Genomic DNA, 16,748 nt, shown 5'->3' with positions numbered 1-16,748 from the left:
CGATTGATGAAGCCGCCACTCAGTGTGATAACCCTGTGCCTGTTGCTCAGTGCCTGCGGCACCCCGCCCCAGCGCCCTGACAGCGGTATCCAGCCGCCGGCCGCCTGGCAATCGCCACACACCGCAGGCGCTGTCCATGACAACAAGCAATGGTGGAACCGCTTCGGCAGCCCGCAACTGGGACGCCTGATCGAACAGGCGCGGCTCGGCAGCTACGACCTGGCCGCGGCCGTCGCCAGAGTGCGCCAGGCCCAGGCCGACACGGTGATTGCCGGCGGCTCGCAACTGCCCGAGGTCAAGGCCGGGATCAACGCCAATCGCCAGAAGCTGCTGCGGGGCAACGGCTACAGTCAGCTTGATGCCGACAGCGATAACGACGCCGTCGACTATTTCACGGCGAACCTGACTGCCAGCTACGAAATCGATTTCTGGGGGGGCCAGCGTGCCACTCGCGACAGTGCGCAATTCAGTCTGCAAGCCAGCGAGTTCGATCAGGCCACGGTGGAACTGACGCTGCTCAGCGGTGTGGCCAACGGCTACGCGCAAGCCTTGTCGCTGCAGGAGCAGCGCCGCATCGCCGAATTGAACCTGGCCAATGCCCAAAGCGTGTTGAAACTGGTGCAGACTCGTTTCGATTCGGGTTCGGCCACGGCCCTGGAACTGGCGCAGCAAAAAAGCCTGGTGGCGGCGCAACAACGCCAGCTGCCGCTGGTGCGGCAACAGGCCGAAGAGGCGCGGATCAGCCTCGCCGCCCTGCTCGGCCGCCCGGTTCAGGCGCTGTCGCTGGGTCAGGAACGCTTCGATCAACTGACCTGGCCGGCGATTGACGCCGGGGTACCCAGCCAGTTGCTCAGTCGCCGCCCGGACATTGCCCGGGCCGAGGCGCAACTGGCCGCCGCCCAGGCCGACGTCACCGTCGCCCGGGCCGCGATGCTGCCGACCGTGACCCTCACCGCCGAAATCGGCTCCGGCGCCGACCGGGCCGACGACATCCTGCGCAGCCCCTTCTACAACCTCACCGCCGGGCTGCTCGCGCCGGTGTTCAACAACGGCCGCCTCGGCGCCCAGCGCGACAAGGCCACGGCACGCCAGGAAGAACTGCTGGAGACCTATCGCGGGGCGATCATCAACGGCTTCGCCGACGTCGAAAAAGCCCTCAACAGCATCCGCGGGCTGGATCAACAGCGCGGGTGGCAGAGTGAAGAACTGAGCCAGGCGCAAACCGCCTTCAACATCGCGCAAAGCCGTTATCAGGCCGGGGCCGAGGACTTGCTGACGGTGCTGGAGACCCAGCGCACGCTGTATGCGGCGCAGGATTTGAATGTGCAACTGCGGTTGTCGCGGATGCAGGCGAGTATTGCGCTATACAAGGCGTTGGGTGGGGGGTGGACAATATGAGAATCAAAAGATCGCAGCCTGCGGCAGCTCCTACAGGTACACCGCATAAGCTGTAGGAGCTGCCGCAGGCTGCGATCTTTGGCTTTATGCCTTGGCCTTCAAATTGCGCGCATACCACGGTCGCTGCGGCACTTTGCGGGACAGCCCCTTCAGTTTCTTCTCGTCCTCGCCAAAGGTGATGCGCAGCGCCAGCTTCATGGTTTCCGGGTCCATTTCCAATGACTTGCCCGCCTGCAACCCCGGCGTGGTGCTGCAGCCATGGGTGGTTGGCCCGAGCCAGGGGTCATCGATCTCGACCCAGCGCCCCGGCGCGAACCATTGCACACCGTTAACCAGCAGCCGACTGACCTGCCCCGGATGGAAGCGCTCGTGGGCGCGGAACCAGTCTTCCAGGCGGTCGTCGATCCAGCCGTGGAAATGCCAGAACACCGGGCTCACATGGGAAGAAAACGGGTCACCGAGAAAATCGTTTTCCGCTGCAAACCAGCGCGAGGAAAAGTCCGCCGGATCCCGGGCGAACGGCACCGGCTGACCGTTGGACGGATCACGGGGCACCGAAGCCCAGCGCATGTGCAACCAGTCGTGCAGGCCCAGTTCGACCTCCGAGCCGAACTGGCCGAGGGTCAGCGTCGACAGGTAACGCGGATCACGATAGCGGGATTCCCAGACCTGGAAATTGCTGTGATACGTCTCGCCAGTCTTGATGTCGCTGACCCATTGCGTGTACTCGTCATCGTCCTCGGCCAGCCAGGTCGGCGGCAACGCGGTGCCGTCGTGGTTGTCGAAGTAACGCGCGAAGCCGGGCCGGTCCCGCGCCAGTTCCGGCTGCGGTAACGGGAAGTGCGTCCAGGACGGCAGGTCCTGCATCGACCGCGCCGTGCCGAGCATGTGCCGGTGCATGAAGAAAAAGTCCACGCCCGAACCGTTGCGATCCTTGCGTTCGCCACGGGCATCGCGCTCCTGGTCCCGCGGGCCGGGTTGCCAGCCGAGTCCGCGCAAGGCGCCGCGCTGGTCTTCGGACAGCTTGTGCCACTTGTCCCGGGAGGCATGCCAGAGCTGGTGGAACAGCCGATGCTCCGGTGATACCAGCCAGGCCAGCAGTGCCTTGTTGAGGCCGGCACGCTCGCGGGCTTCAGGGAATACCCGTTTGACGGCAATGAATCGATTGTCCTGGGCCGTCAGCATCAGCGGCCGCTTCAGGTCCAGCACCCGCCCACTGAGGCTGCCGCTGCCGGCGTTGCCGAAACCGGCCCAGACCTCGTCCAGGGTCATCTCGAATTCGTATTCGCAACAGCCACTGGCGCCCAGCAGACGCCAGGCCAGCTGCTTCGGGTTGGCCCCGGACAGATCGCCCAACACTCGGTAACGGGGCTCTTCGCTGGAGCGCAAACGCTCGGCGGTGTCGAGATAACCACTGAAACCGCGACCCTTGTGCCCGATGTCGAGGAACACCTCCAGGCCTTCGAGGGGCAAGCCTTCGATACCGGCGTCACGACCTTCGAAACGAATCTGCCAGACCCCGCGCAAGGTATCCGCCAAGCGTTGGCCGGCGACATCCGCCACATCGAACGAGGCTTCGCCGGGAGTGATGCTCGGGTCCGGCCTGGTCAGTTCGCGATGCCCGTAATACGCCGCCGGCACGGCGGCACCGGTCAGCGCCAGGCCCGCGAGGAACCATCGTCGAGAAATCGTCATTGCCCTACCTGTGTCAGCCATGGAGCAGGCTTTATCCAAGCTAGAACGTTTGTTGCACCGACAAATTTACGGTGCTTTGAAAGATCGCAGCCTTCGGCAGCTCCTACGGGTTTATGCCGATCCAATGTAGGAGCTGCCGCAGGCTGCGATCTTTTGGGATCAACCTAAATTCCATGGCCAGCCACTCGTTCCCCCCAGATAGCAAAGGCCCCTGCGCCTGCACCGGGGCGGCGAATCTGACTGAGACGGCAATGACCAAACCACGTTCGAAAAAGGCTCTTTTCATCGGCCTGCCGCTGGCCCTGGCGATCAGCGCGGGGGCGGGTTTCGCGGCTTGGAATTACTGGTTCAGGGACAACCCCGGCTACCCGGTCAAGGTGATGAAACAGGCCGATCAGTTGCAGGAACGCATCCTCTCGTTCGACAGCCACATCACCGTGCCCATGGACTTCGGCACCGCCGGCAACGAAGTCGACAAGGACGGCGAAGGCCAGTTCGACCTGGTCAAGACCGGGCGCGGGCGTCTGTCCGGGGCGGCGCTGACGATCTTCGGCTGGCCGGAAATCTGGAACGGCCCCAACGCCCCCCATCGCCCTACCGCCGGTTTCGTCGACGAGGCCCGACACGAGCAGGAAACCCGCTACAAGATTATCAGCGCCATGGTGCGCGACTTCCCCAACCAGGTGGCCATCGCCTACACCCCCGACGACTTCCGTCGCCTGCACGGCGAAGGCAAGTTCGCGGTGTTCATCAGCATGCTCAATGCCTACCCGCTGGGCAACGACCTCAACGCCCTGGACAAGTGGGCAGCGCGCGGCATGCGCATGTTCGGCTTCAGCTACGTAGGCAACAACGCCTGGGCCGACTCGTCGCGGCCGCTGCCGTTCTTCAACGATTCGCGGGATGCCCTGGGCGGGCTGTCGGACATCGGCAAGCAAGCGGTGCATCGCCTCAACGACCTGGGCGTGATCATCGATGTGTCGCAGATGTCGACCAAGGCCCTGGAGCAAGTGGCGCAACTGAGCCGCACGCCGATGGTCGCCTCCCACTCGGCGCCGCGTGCCCTGGTGGACATCCCGCGCAACCTCAGCGACCCGGAAATGCAGCTGATCAAGAACAGCGGCGGCGTGGTGCAGATTGTCGGCTTCCCGACCTACATCCGCCCGCTGAGCCAGGCCACCCAGGACAAGCTCAACGCCCTGCGCGCCCGCTTCGACCTGCAACCGCTGCAAGGCCTGGAGATGGCCCTGATGCCCGGCGACCCGGTGATCACCGTCTGGCCCGAGCAGCGCTTCGGCGAGTACGCCAGCCAGCTCTATTCAATCCTCGACGAAGAACCCAAGGCCACCCTCAAGGATTACGGCGATGCAATCGATTACGCCGTGAAGAAAATCGGCATCGACCACGTCGGCATCAGTTCCGACTTCAACGACGGCGGCGGCCTCGATGGCTGGAAAGACGTCAGCGAGGCCCGCAACGTGACCGCCGAACTGATCAGCCGCGGCTACAGCGAAGCCGACATCGCCAAGCTTTGGGGCGGCAACTTCCTGCGGGTCTGGGACCAGGTGCAGAAGTCCTCCCGGCCCGTGGTCCAGAACTGATTTTCATCTATTGCCAAAGCGAACCGAATCCATGACCAACCGTCGTTCATTCTTAAAGCAGGCCGGCATCCTCGCGGCCGGTCTTCCCTTGGCCTGCGCTGTGAGCCTGCCGGTACGGGCCGCCAGCTCCGCGCCACTGCCCAAGGACAAATGGGACCAGTTGCGCCAACTCTTCACCCAAGACCCGAACTACCTGCACTTCGCCAACTTCCTGGTGACCTCGCATCCGCTGCCTGTGCGTGAAGCCATCGAGATGCACCGCGCCAACCTCGATCGCAACCCGGGCCTGGCCATGGATTGGCATCGCGGCGAAACCGAACGCCGCGAAGAAGAGGTGCGCGTGTGGGCCGGCCGTTACCTGAAGGCCAAGCCGTCACAGATCGCCCTGACCGGCAGCACCACCGAAGGCCTGGCGATGATCTATGCCGGCATCCACGTGCGCCCGGACCAGGAGATCCTCACCAGCGAACACGAGCACTACGCCGCCAACAGCGTGTTCGAATACCGCACCCGGAAGGACGGCACCCAGGTTCGCAAGATCAAGTTGTTCGAAGACCCGTACAAGGTCTCGACCGCCGAAGTGCTGGCCGCGATTGAACGCAACATCCGCCCCGAAACCCGCGTCCTGGGCATGACCTGGGTGCATTCCGGCAGCGGCGTGAAATTGCCCATCGGCGAGATCGGCAAACTGGTTGAAGAGAAAAACCGTGGCCGCGCCGACAAGGACCGCATCCTCTACGTGATCGATGGCGTCCACGGCTTCGGCGTAGAGAACGTCGATTTCCCGGACATGCACTGCGATTTCTTCATTGCCGGCACCCACAAATGGATGTTCGGCCCACGGGGCACCGGGATCATCTGCGCCCGCTCCGACGAGCTCAAGGACGTGACCCCGACCATCCCGACATTCTCCGAAGCCACCCAGTTCTCCACGGTGATGACCTACGGCGGCTACCACTCGTTCGAACACCGCTGGGCGCTGACCGAGGCCTTCAAATTGCACCTGGAACTGGGCAAGGCCGAGGTCGCGACACGCATTCACGCCATCAACAGCTACCTGAAAAAACGCTTGCAGGCACACCCGTCGGTGGAGCTGGTCACGCCACTGTCGCCGGAGTATTCCGCCGGTTTCACCTTCTTCCGCATCAAGAACCGGGACTGCGAGGCAGTTGCCAATTACCTGATGGATCAGCGTGTGGTGTGCGATGCCGTGGACCGTGATGTCGGGCCGATCATTCGTGTGTCGCCAGGGCTACTCAATACCCAAGCGCACATCGACCGCCTGATGGAACTGCTGGCCAACCAGGTCTGACTGAGCGAGAACCATTATGAAAAGCACCCTGAAAAAACTCGGCACCCTGACGCTGTTGGCCGTGCTCGGCAGCGCCTTGCCCGGCCTCGCCCAGGCCTACACCGCGCCCTTGCCCGGCAAGGTCTTCAAGGATTGCCGTAACTGCCCGGAAATGGTGGTGTTGCCCGCCGGCACCTTCACCATGGGCACCCCGGACGACGAAGTCGGCCGCGAACCTGATGAAGGCCCGATGCATGAGGTGACGTTCGACAAACCCTTTGCCATGAGCCGCTACCAGATCACCGCCGGCGAATGGGCCCAATACATGAAGGAAACCGGGATCACCCTGCCCGATGGCGACACCCGCCCCGGCCGCGAGTGCATCAACGGCAAGCCGCGTTATCCACAGGGCCCGCGTCAGCCGGCGGTGTGCATGAACTTCGCCGAGGTCAGTGCCTACGTCGCCTGGCTGTCAATGAAGACCGGCCAGCACTACCACATCGTCAGCGAGGCCCAGCGCGAGTACGCCGCCCGTGCCGGGTCAAAGGGAGCGTTCCCCTTCCCGTTCGACCCTGGCACCGAGTACAGCATCGCCACACACGCCAACACCTACGGCCCCACCGATGGCTACAGCTATTCCTCACCCGTGGGCAGCTATCCGGCGAATGCCTTCGGCCTGTACGACATGCACGGCAATGTCTACGAGTGGATCGCCGATTGCTATCACCCGGACTATGTCGGTGCGCCCACTGATGGCAGCGCCTGGACCGAACCGAACTGCGACACCCTGCGCATCCGTGGCAACGACTGGGGCGAGGCGCCTGTGTTTTCCCGCTCGGGCAACCGCAATGACATCGACCCGCAAACCCGTGGCGACTGGGTCGGATTTCGCGTCGTGCGCGACCTGACACCCAACCTATGACTCCTTCCCAAATCCTTGTGGGAGCGGGCTTGCTCGCGAAGGCGGCAGCACATCCAACATCAATGTGACTGACAAACCGCTTTCGCGAGCAAGTCGGATCGCCGCACCGCCGCTCCCACAGGTTTTGTGTCGCCCACCGTTTAAATAAAGCCCTCCATCAGACGTTCTACTGGGTATCTGCCTTACGACCCAAGGAACTGCTTGCCATGACCCAGCCTACCCGAGGCGCCATCGGCGAATTACTGGCCCTGTTGAAACCGTTTCGACTGATCGTTGCCACGTCCATTGTCCTGGGCATGGTGGGTGGCCTGAGCGTCACGGTGTTGCTGGCCACCATCAACAACGCGCTGCACTCGGCCGATGGCCTGACCCAAGGCGTGGTCGCGCTGTTCGGCGGCCTGTGCCTGCTGGCCCTGGGCAGCTCGATCTGCTCGGACATCGGCACCAACTACGTCGGCCAGCACATCATTGCCCGGCTGCGCAAAGAACTTGGGGAAAAGGTGCTTTCAGCGCCCATCGAGCAGATCGAGCGCTACCGCAGCCACCGCTTGATCCCGGTGCTGACCCACGACGTCGACACCATCAGCGATTTCGCCTTCGCCTTCGCGCCGCTGGCGATTTCCCTGACCGTGACCCTTGGCTGCATGGGTTACCTGGCGATGCTGTCGTGGCCGATGTTCCTGATGATGGTGCTGGCGATTGCCATCGGCACCGGCATCCAGTTCTTCGCCCAGGGCAAGGGCATCCAGGGTTTCATGGCCGCCCGCGACGCCGAGGACGATCTGCAAAAGCACTACAACGCCATTGCCGGCGGCGCCAAGGAGTTGCGCATCCACCGCCCGCGCCGTCAGCGCATGTTCGTCAAGGGCATCCAGGGCACCGCCGATTTCATCTGTAACACCCAGGTGCGTTCGATCAACACCTTCGTGATCGCCAAGACCCTGGGCTCGATGCTGTTCTTCGTGGTGATCGGCCTGGCACTGGCCCTGCAATCGTTCTGGCCCAGCGCCGACCAGGCGGTGATGAGCGGCTTCGTGCTGGTGCTGCTGTACATGAAAGGCCCGATCGAGCATCTGGTCAGCACCTTGCCGATCGTCAGCCGGGCACGCATTGCCTTTCGCCGCATTGCCGAACTGTCGAGCCAGTTTTCCTCCCCCGAGCCGCACCTGTTGCTCAACGACAAAGGCACCCCGCCGACCGTGGTCAACCGCCTGCAACTGGACAACGTCAGCTACGCCTTCCCCGCCGCACCGGGCAGTGACGCGTTTCGCCTGGGCCCGGTGAACCTGACCATCGAGCAAGGCGAGATCATTTTCATCGTCGGTGAAAACGGCTGCGGCAAGACCACCCTGATCAAGTTGCTGCTGGGCCTCTACGCGCCGCAACAGGGTTCGATCCTGCTCAACGGCCAAGGCATCGACGCGCACAATCGCGACGACTACCGCCAATTGTTCACCACGATCTTTGCCGATTACTACCTGTTCGATGACGTGGTCCAGGGCGACCAGCACATCCCCGAAGATGCCAACCAATACCTGCAACGGCTGGAGATCGCGCACAAGGTCAGCGTCAGGGACGGCAGCTTCACCACCACCGACCTGTCCACCGGCCAGCGCAAGCGCCTGGCGCTGGTCAATGCCTGGCTGGAAGAACGCCCGGTGCTGGTGTTCGACGAATGGGCCGCCGACCAGGACCCGACCTTCCGCCGCATCTTCTACACCGAGCTGCTGCCGGACCTCAAACGCCTGGGCAAGACCATCATCGTGATCTCCCACGACGACCGCTATTTCGACATGGCCGATCAACTGGTGCGCATGGAATCGGGGCGGGTCGTCACCGAGCGCGCAACCGCCTGAGTGCCGTTTCCGCACGCAAATCATTGTTTTTAGAGTTTGTTTTCCGGTTTAGGCAACGTGGTCCGTCTAATAATAATTATCATTAACTAAAAAACTGCACACACCCTTCTGGAGCGATTCGAGCAATGCAAAGCCTTACTCTGTCCCGCGCACCCTTGGCGTTAGCTATCGAACGGCAAAAGAAATTCCGAACGGTCGTGCCGGGCGCGCTGCTGACCCTGTTGCTGCTGGGTACGTCCCAGGTCGAGGCAGCCCCGGTGAACGTCAATGTACCGGCCCAGTCGCTGGCCAGCGCATTGCGCCAACTGGGCCAGCAGACCAACCTGCAGATTCTCTACAGCCAGGACATGGTCAACGGCATCAAGTCCACGGCAGTGTCCGGCACCATGGAACCGGAACAGGCACTGAAAACCTTGCTGCTGGGGAGCGGCATCAATTTTCAGTTGAATGGCAACACCGTGTCGCTGGTGCCATCGGCCGGTGACTCCAGTGCACTGCAACTGGGTGCGACGTCCATCACCGGCGTGGCGCTGGGGCCGACCACCGAAGGTTCGCACTCCTACACCAGCGACGAAGTGACCATCGGCAAAGGCAACATCAAGGTCAAGGACATCCCGCAGTCGGTGTCCGTCGTCACGCGCCAGCGCATGGACGACCAGAACCTGAACAGCCTGCAGGACGCCATGCGCCAGGTCACCGGCGTGACCATCAAGACCTACAACTCCGGCTCCAGCCTCAACGACGTCTACATGCGTGGCTTCCTCGTCGACCAGGTGCAGGTCGACGGCGTCTCGCAGCCCACCGGCCAGGGCGACATGGCCACCAGCTTCGACCTGGCGATGTACGACCGCATCGAAGTGCTGCGCGGCCCGTCGGGCCTGTACCAGGGCGCGGGCGAACCCGGCGGTACGATCAACGTGGTGCGCAAGCGCGCCCTGAGCAAATTCGCCCTCGGTGGCGAACTGGCCGCCGGCTCCTACGATCGCTACCGTTCTTCGGTGGACGTCACCGGCCCGTTGAACGAACAGGGCACCGTGCGCGGTCGTTTCATCACCGCCTACGAGAACAACCAGTCCTTCGTCGACTACGCGCAGAACGAACGCCCGATGGTCTACGGTCGCCTGGAATTCGACCTCGACCCGGCCACCACCCTGTCGGTCGGCGGCGCTTACCAGAAGAACAACTCCACCCCGGCCTTCGGCCTGCCGGCCTACGCCGACGGCTCATTGCTCGACGTGCCGCGCTCGACCTTCGTCGATGCCAAGTGGAACACCCTCAACGAAAAAGTCTGGGAATCCTTCGCCGAACTCGACCACGAACTGGACAACGGCGGTCAGTTCAAGACCACCCTGACCTACCGCGACGCCGAAACCCCGGAGCGTAACTTCACCTGGGCCGACGGCGCGGTCGACCCGGCCACCGGTGACAGCTGGGCCGTCGCCTACGACTACTACACCCACATCAAGACCGTCGGCGTCGACAGCTTCGTCACCACGCCGTTCGAGTTCGCCGATCGCCGCCACGAGTTCACCGTGGGCGCCGAATACCAGCACCTGGACAAGGACTTCACCTACGGCGGCGGCGAGTACTTCCCGATCAACGTGTACAATCCGGACAGCATCGACATTCCCCGCAACGACTATGCCCACGTCAACGGCAACTGGTCCAAGTCCGATCAGTACGGCGTCTACACCCGCGCCAAGATCAACGTCACCGACTGGCTCGATGTCATCGGCGGCAGCCGCGTCACCTGGTACGAAAGCGATGCGAAGAACGCCAACGCCTTCTTCAACAACTTCGGCGAAGCCCACACCAGCATCAACCGCAAGGTCGTGCCGTACGGCGCCATCATCGGCAAGATCACCCCTGAACTGTCGACCTACTTCAGCTACACCGGCGTGTTCAAACCGCAGAGCGAAATCGGCACAAACGGCGAGCCGGTCGGCCCGCGCGAAGGCAAGCAGTACGAGATCGGCCTCAAGCGCGAGTTCTACGACGGTCGCCTGAACGCCAGCCTCGCCGCCTTTCGCATCTACGATGAAAACCGCGCCGAATACGACAACAACTCCGGTGCCTACATGACCGAAGGCAAGGCCCGCAGCCAGGGCTGGGAAACCGAGTTGAGCGGCAACCTGACCGACAACTGGAGCATCGTCACCGGTTACGCCTTCACCTCCACCAAGTTCCTGGACGGCGATCAGGCCAACAAAGGCAAGACCTTCAGCACCATCACGCCCAAGCACAACTACAACCTGTGGACCAAGTACGAGTTCACCGACGGTGCGCTCAAGGACTTCAGCGTCGCCGGTGGCGTGCGTGTGGTCAGCGACACCTACTACCAGCGTGACGTGAAGTTCAAACAAGGCGGCTATGCCGTGACCTCGGCCCAGGTCGGCTACAAGTTCAACGAACACCTGTCGTCGACACTGACCGCCAACAACCTGTTCGACCGCAAGTACTACGACCGCGTCGACGCCTCCTGGGGCACCAACTTCTACGGCGACCCGCGCACCCTGACCCTGAGCTTGCGCGCGCAGTATTGATTGCCGGCAGCGTCAACAGCCACACCCCACCCGGGCCGCTTGCGGCCCGGTGCTGATTCGCTGACGAACCGCAAAGGTAATGCGTGTTTGTTGCGCCGGCTTCAGGAGTCGACCTTGCGCTCGTGCGCGGCGGTCCTGAGTTGCTCGGTATCGACGCGGACAAACGTGGAGTCCCCGACAGCGGTCAGGACATCCCCGGCGAAGACCTCGCAAATGACCCGGCTTTTGCGCCCGACATCGCCCTCGACTCTTGCACGCAGTGTCAGGGGGACACCCATCGGGGTGGGCTTGATGTACTTGATGCCCAGGTTACCGGTGACGCATGTAACGTGGGGCAGGCTGCCCACCTCGCGCTGTTCTGCCCGGTAGTGATAAGCCATCGCCGTCCAGTTGGAGTGGCAATCGACCAGCATCGCGATCAAACCGCCGTAAACCAGCCCCGGCCAGCCGCAGTATTTGTCTTCCGGCAAATGCTCGGCCATGACATGCACCCCGTCTTCATGCCAGAAGCTCTTGATGTGCAGCCCGTGCGGATTCTGGCTGCCGCAGCCGTAACAGACGCCTTCAGGCGCGGCGATGTCTTGAAGCGAAGTGTCCTGCGTGGTCATGCCGTGTTGATCCTCAAGATTTAACCCACATGTTTCGTTCAGCGTTTATGCCACAACGCCAATATGAATCCGGACTTCGTCAGGGCCGCCATAGGATTCAAAGTCCGTGGCGTAACGACGTTGCACCTGTTGATGCTGTTCAAAGTAGTTCCAGATATCCCCCCAGGCCTGAATGACCGCAGCGGGCATTGGGCCACGGGCTTCGAAGACCAGATACTTGCCTTCCTGAATCTCGATGCTGTCGAAATCCGCGCTCGTCTCGGTCACGGGCACACCTGCCGTCACGTTGTACAAACCGTTGGCGTCAGATTCATAGGTTGAGTACACACCAACAACAGGTGCGTTGGGTAAACGGTCCGGGATCTGCTCGGCAACGCTGCTGGCAAAGAACTGCCCCCACAGCCCGGGGATCTTCGCACTCTCCTGCCGGGATTCATCTTGATTCCTCGTACGTACGGTCAGACCTGATACGAGGAAGCGAGAAATGTGTGCGATGTTGGGTTCCATTCCGAGATCTCCTGATTGAAGGTTTCAGATTAAAGCACAGCCCGAATCGGAGCGCGCGAGGTCGAATCGTTGTGCCTTGAAGCGGACCGGGTCACCCCGGCCCGCACCTGCGAATCAGCTTTGGCAGAACCGGATCCGGTTACCGAACGGGTCGTAGACTTCCAGGACTTTGCCCCAACCCTGCTGAACAATATCCGGGCGTCCGTAGCCATAGCGCTTACCGAGCAACTCGTCCCGCAGCAGTTCGATATTTTTCATCGGCACAAATACCGTCGAGCCTGGGCTGGCATCGCCGTGATGTTCGGAAAGGTGCAGTTGCAGACCGTCGCGACTGATGCCCAGGTACAGCGGCAGATCAGCCTCGAAACGGTGCTCGAACTCGACGCTGAACCCCAGGAAATCCAGATAGAACTCGCGCGCCTTGGCTTCGTCGAACATCCGCAGGATTGGAATGGGTTTGTCGAAAGTCGCAGCAGGCGTGGACGGGGTGTTTGCCTGGGCAAGCATCGCTGACGCGGTGTTCCAGTCCTTGTAGCCCAGTTGCTGCGCGACCAGTTCCAGCGCGGTGGAATGGGTCACCACTTGATTGCGTTCCTCCAGCGAGGCGCGCAACTGTTTGGCCATTTGCTTGGCTTGCTCGATTGAAAACATGGCTGCTCCTGTAGCCGAGATGCCTTGGTGCTCGCATTGCCAAACCTCGACCGTCAAGAGAGGCGAAAAGGTTTGTAGAAGGAGGAGATGCTTTCACCTTTCCCAACGGGAGCGAGCGGCGGGCAGCATCGGGCCGAGGTCGATGATACATAGCCGATACGGTCTGCGGAAGATGGCCCGGCAGTACTCAGTCCGAGGCCTGAAGACTATTCCTTCAGACGTGAAAGTTGCTGAAGCACAAATGCCCCGACGGTGACCGCGCAGGCTGCCCATGCGCAGGCCACCTGCCAATGCCTGAATGGACCGAACGTGTCGCCCATCAGGAAACCGCTCGAAAGCATAAACAGAAACAACGCAATGGCTACCAGCACGACGCGTGGAATCGCCATCAACCACCGCCACCAGGCACCGCGTTCAAAGCGCCGCGAACCCCATCGAGTCAGCCCTGTCAGCCCCGCCAGCAACGGTGCGGCAATTACCAGCAGGATCGGAATGATAACGAGCGCCAGCGTTGGTTCCACTTCGCCGCCGTCCTCGCCGGGCGTGTAGAAACTTTCCATCCAGATGTCCTTGCACAGGGCGAAGGTGAGAAAAATGACGGCGACAGGGGCGATGGGGAATATCAGGCAACTGAGGAGGTTTTTTTTATGATCCATCATTGAATCGTCCTTGGTTTTTTCAGAACGCCGTTGGGATTGATACCGCCAATTAACGGGCAGCTTTTTCGTATTTCGCAGTGTTTTTCCTCTGGCAAGGCACTTGATCGGTGATTTCGTATGGGCTATTTGCCCCTCACCAATGACTTCATATGCGTCGCATGTTCATCGTGTATCGGTTCAAACCCGCTGCGCAGGTAAAAGGCAGCGCCCTTGGGGGTGTCCGTGGACAGTCGCACAACGCGGAAATGCTCAGACGCCAGTTCCAGTAGCTGCCGCACCAGCGCTTTACCCACATTCCGGCCCCTTGATGCAGGGGCGACGTACACCCGCCGTAATCTTCCTACGCCCGGTTCGGAAAATGGATCGGATGAGAGACCTCCAACGGCTATCAGCCTCCCGTTGCGAAACACCCCCAATAGGCACTCACCCTGCTGATCGAATCGATTGGCGCCGCTTTCCCATTCCGAAATCAACCGGGTGAGGAACCTGAAGCCTTCTGCAACGGCCTGCGCTTCCAGCTCGCGGATTTGCGGTGCGAGCCCGGAGACTTTACATATCACCCATTCGTCCATTGACATTGCGTTTTGACTCGATGAGGGCTCGAATATCTTCCATCATCCGATCATGTGGGACATTCGGGCACGGGTCGTCTATCGAAGCTTGCACCTTGGCGCGGAACCAACGGTCATGGTTGGCGACCTGCTCTTCGGTCTCAAGCCCTGAAACGATGGGGGAAAAGTCGGCGCTCATAATGGCCTCCAGAGCCGCTGTCGTCATTGGCAATGATGAATGTCATTGGGTTAGCCGACCATTGCGTCGCGTCAGATCGTAAGGGCTGTACTTCCGAGGGCCAACCGCAAACTTTCGTAGGACTCTTCCTGCCGACTCCGAGGAATTCAACGCTCTCTGACAAGGCATGGCAGCAGGTTGAAAACCACTCGATAGCGCCTGTTTAAGCGGCCTACAGGTTACTTCGTGAAAGCCACAACGCCTTGCGCCGTTGCCTACAGGTACGCCAGAATCCGCCGGCTTGTGCGCCTTGGGGGGTGTCGGTAACTTGGTTCGGGTCACTGATTTCCAGTGATCGGGTTTAGTAGCCCGTCTTACCATCCAAAATCGGTTGCATAAGCGTCCTTCAATCAGGTGTCCGCCTGCATTTGATGGTGGCTGTGCGCATGGCACCTTCGGGTGCGCCGGATTTGGGTGGTAATCCGGTCTACTAACTTGCGCACAGCCGCCACCCTTCCGTTTAGTAGCGAGACAGGTTGCGGCTCAACTGAGAGGTTTACCATCCATGTTCAAGCCCACACCCAATCCGCCGGACTCCGACCCGGCCTCGCCGTACGAAAGCCCCGACTCAAAACAATTCCACGAAGCCGCCGAGCGCGCCCTCGATCATTACCTAAACCCCGGCCCTGCAATCATGGCCACCCCGCGCACACCCAGCACGATGTTCATCGTCAATCCCGAACTCAGTACCGAAACCCTGCTGGTGCATGCCTGCGAATCGCTGGCGTCGGCCAATGTCATGGCCAACGATCTGGTGGATCATCTGGAGGGGACAAGCCGCAATGCGCTGCTGGGGATTGCGCAGGTGATCATGTTGGGGGAACTGGCGGTGAATCGGGCGCTGGATCGGCTTGATCCGCCTTAGTAGCCACCGCTCTTGTGTTGAAGGCACTCACCTGTGGCGAGGGAGCTTGCTCCCGCTGGGCTGCGAAGCGGCCCCAAAATCGACTATCGCGGTGACTCAGACATACCGCGTTGTTCGGGTTTACGGCTGCTGCGCAGCCGAGCGGGAGCAAGCTCCCTCGCCACAGATTAAGCAGTGCCCACATGAGTGTGTCGGTCAGGCCAAACTCTCGCTAATCTGCGTCGCCAGTTGCACCAGCATCCCCGGCACTTCCTGGACCATCTCGCCCATGCGCGCAAAGTCGTGGGTCATGCCGGACTTTACCTCCAGCACAACGGGTTGCCCCCCGGTACGCAGTTTCTCGGCCCAGGCCAGGCCTTCATCGAGCAACGGGTCGTACTTGGCCAGCCACAGCACCGTCGGCGTCAGCCTTTGCAAACGCTCGGCGTACAGCGGTGAAAAACGCCAGTCGGCGCGGTCCGCTTCAGTGCGTTGGTACTGCTGGTAGAACCACTCCAGCGTGGTGGCTTCCAGCAGGTAGCCTTCGGCGAATCGCTCAAGGGACGGGCGCTTTTTTACCGCGTCGATCACCGGGTACAGCAGCACTTGCAGGCGCGGCACCAGCGGCCAGCCCAATGGGTCCCGGGCAATGGCGATACACAGCGATGCCACCAGGCTGCCGCCGACGCTGTCCCCGGCCAGCGCAATGCGCCTGGCGTCCAGCCCCAACGCATTGGCTCCGGTGAGGGCCAGCCAACGGGTGACGTCTTCGGCATCGTTGTAAGCAGTCGGAAAACGGTGTTCCGGCGCCAGGCGATAGTCCGCCGACAACACGGCAAACTCCCCCGCCAACGCAAGGCGCCGGCACAGGGTGTCGTGGGAATCGAGGCTGCCCACCACGTAGCCGCCGCCATGGAAATACAACAACACCGGACGCGGTTCGCTGCCCGGTTGCGGTTTGGCGTACAACCGCGCGTTCAGCACATGCCCGTCCCGCGCAGGAATGCTGACCGCCGTCACCGTCAACGTGCCCGTCGGCGCCGCATCGAGCAACTGCGAGGTTTGCTCGAACTGCTGCCGCGCTTCGCTCGGGCTCAGCTCATGCATGGGTTGGCTTTTGCCGCTGAGGCGGCCGAACTCGGCCAGCTCTAGAAATCCCTCGATGTCCGGGTGCAGTGCCATGGGCGGTGGTCTCCAAAAATAAAAAAGCTCGCCCAATAAACGAACCGTGAGGACCGTTCATTAGGGCGTAATCCTGTTCAATCAAAAACCTCCTGCACCGAACGAAAATCTGTGGCGAGGGAGCTTGCTCCCGTTCGGCTGCGAAGCAGTCGTAAACCCGAGCAATGCGGTATACCTGAATCACCGCGATGCCCGGTTTTGG

Annotated in this window: 15 protein-coding genes; 7 read left to right on the top strand and 8 right to left on the bottom strand. The window is 61.6% G+C overall.

Translation table 11 applies throughout. The annotated features are described in order from the left end of the window. Positions 1–6: 6 nt before the first annotated feature. Positions 7–1,398, top strand: a complete 1,392-nt coding sequence (locus tag ACM6IT_RS04205; protein WP_414917586.1) for an efflux transporter outer membrane subunit — start codon at positions 7–9, stop codon at positions 1,396–1,398. An 84-nt stretch (positions 1,399–1,482) separates the two neighbouring features. Here ACM6IT_RS04205 and ACM6IT_RS04200 read toward each other — a convergent pair whose 3' ends face one another. Beyond that, a complete protein-coding gene (locus ACM6IT_RS04200) occupies positions 1,483–3,093 on the bottom strand; it encodes a PvdJ/PvdD/PvdP-like protein (protein WP_414917585.1) in 1,611 nt (536 codons plus the stop codon). A gap of 251 nt (positions 3,094–3,344) precedes the next feature. Between ACM6IT_RS04200 and pvdM the strand changes: the two genes are divergently transcribed. The 5 genes from pvdM (at position 3,345) to ACM6IT_RS04175 (ending at position 11,306) form a co-directional block, all read left to right on the top strand. Continuing rightward, positions 3,345–4,694 carry a pyoverdine-tailoring dipeptidase-like protein PvdM gene (pvdM, locus tag ACM6IT_RS04195; protein WP_414912826.1) on the top strand — a complete coding sequence of 450 codons (1,350 nt, stop codon included), beginning with the start codon at positions 3,345–3,347 and terminating at the stop codon, positions 4,692–4,694. Between the two features lie 31 nt (positions 4,695–4,725). After that, the gene (locus ACM6IT_RS04190) at positions 4,726–6,006 is read left to right on the top strand and encodes an aminotransferase class V-fold PLP-dependent enzyme (protein WP_414912827.1); all 1,281 of its coding nucleotides are present in this window, start codon (positions 4,726–4,728) and stop codon (positions 6,004–6,006) included. Between the two features lie 16 nt (positions 6,007–6,022). Next, a complete protein-coding gene (locus tag ACM6IT_RS04185) occupies positions 6,023–6,907 on the top strand; it encodes a formylglycine-generating enzyme family protein (protein ID WP_414917584.1) in 885 nt (294 codons plus the stop codon). A 206-nt stretch (positions 6,908–7,113) separates the two neighbouring features. After that, a complete protein-coding gene (locus tag ACM6IT_RS04180) occupies positions 7,114–8,763 on the top strand; it encodes a cyclic peptide export ABC transporter (RefSeq protein WP_414917583.1) in 1,650 nt (549 codons plus the stop codon). A gap of 125 nt (positions 8,764–8,888) precedes the next feature. Further along, positions 8,889–11,306, top strand: coding sequence for a TonB-dependent siderophore receptor (locus tag ACM6IT_RS04175; protein ID WP_414917582.1), 2,418 nt, complete (start codon positions 8,889–8,891; stop codon positions 11,304–11,306). A 101-nt stretch (positions 11,307–11,407) separates the two neighbouring features. Here the strand turns inward: ACM6IT_RS04175 and ACM6IT_RS04170 are convergent, their stop codons facing one another. From ACM6IT_RS04170 to ACM6IT_RS04145, 6 genes are all read right to left on the bottom strand, one after another. After that, a complete protein-coding gene (locus tag ACM6IT_RS04170) occupies positions 11,408–11,914 on the bottom strand; it encodes a PaaI family thioesterase (RefSeq protein ID WP_414917581.1) in 507 nt (168 codons plus the stop codon). Between the two features lie 45 nt (positions 11,915–11,959). Continuing rightward, on the bottom strand, positions 11,960–12,421 hold the full coding sequence (locus tag ACM6IT_RS04165; protein WP_414917580.1) for a GyrI-like domain-containing protein: 462 nt from the start codon (positions 12,419–12,421) through the stop codon (positions 11,960–11,962). 114 nt (positions 12,422–12,535) lie between these two features. Beyond that, complete coding sequence (locus ACM6IT_RS04160) at positions 12,536–13,072, bottom strand: glyoxalase superfamily protein (protein ID WP_414917579.1); 537 nt, start codon at positions 13,070–13,072, stop codon at positions 12,536–12,538. Positions 13,073–13,278: 206 nt separating this feature from the next. Next, entirely contained in the window at positions 13,279–13,731 is a 453-nt protein-coding gene (locus tag ACM6IT_RS04155; RefSeq protein WP_150725726.1) for a hypothetical protein, read from the bottom strand. 122 nt (positions 13,732–13,853) lie between these two features. Next, the gene (locus tag ACM6IT_RS04150) at positions 13,854–14,309 is read right to left on the bottom strand and encodes a GNAT family N-acetyltransferase (protein ID WP_414912834.1); all 456 of its coding nucleotides are present in this window, start codon (positions 14,307–14,309) and stop codon (positions 13,854–13,856) included. After that, on the bottom strand, positions 14,281–14,481 hold the full coding sequence (locus ACM6IT_RS04145) for an antitoxin (RefSeq protein ID WP_414917578.1): 201 nt from the start codon (positions 14,479–14,481) through the stop codon (positions 14,281–14,283). Before ACM6IT_RS04145 ends, ACM6IT_RS04150 begins: the two co-directional genes overlap by 29 nt. Positions 14,482–15,025: 544 nt before the next feature. On the opposite strand from ACM6IT_RS04145, the gene ACM6IT_RS04140 reads away from it, so the two are divergent. Next, the gene (locus ACM6IT_RS04140; protein ID WP_414917577.1) at positions 15,026–15,385 is read left to right on the top strand and encodes a DUF6124 family protein; all 360 of its coding nucleotides are present in this window, start codon (positions 15,026–15,028) and stop codon (positions 15,383–15,385) included. Positions 15,386–15,580: 195 nt separating this feature from the next. Here the strand turns inward: ACM6IT_RS04140 and ACM6IT_RS04135 are convergent, their stop codons facing one another. Then, positions 15,581–16,546 (bottom strand): alpha/beta hydrolase, encoded by a 966-nt coding sequence (locus tag ACM6IT_RS04135; protein ID WP_414917576.1) that lies wholly within the window; start codon positions 16,544–16,546, stop codon positions 15,581–15,583. Positions 16,547–16,748: the final 202 nt, after the last annotated feature.

It is taken from the genome of Pseudomonas sp. IT-P4 (assembly GCF_949767755.1).
In the GTDB taxonomy this organism is placed as follows: Bacteria; Pseudomonadota; Gammaproteobacteria; order Pseudomonadales; family Pseudomonadaceae; genus Aquipseudomonas; species Aquipseudomonas monachiensis.
Note: the sequence above shows the minus strand (reverse complement) of the source record. Positions and strands in the feature narration are given on the sequence as shown.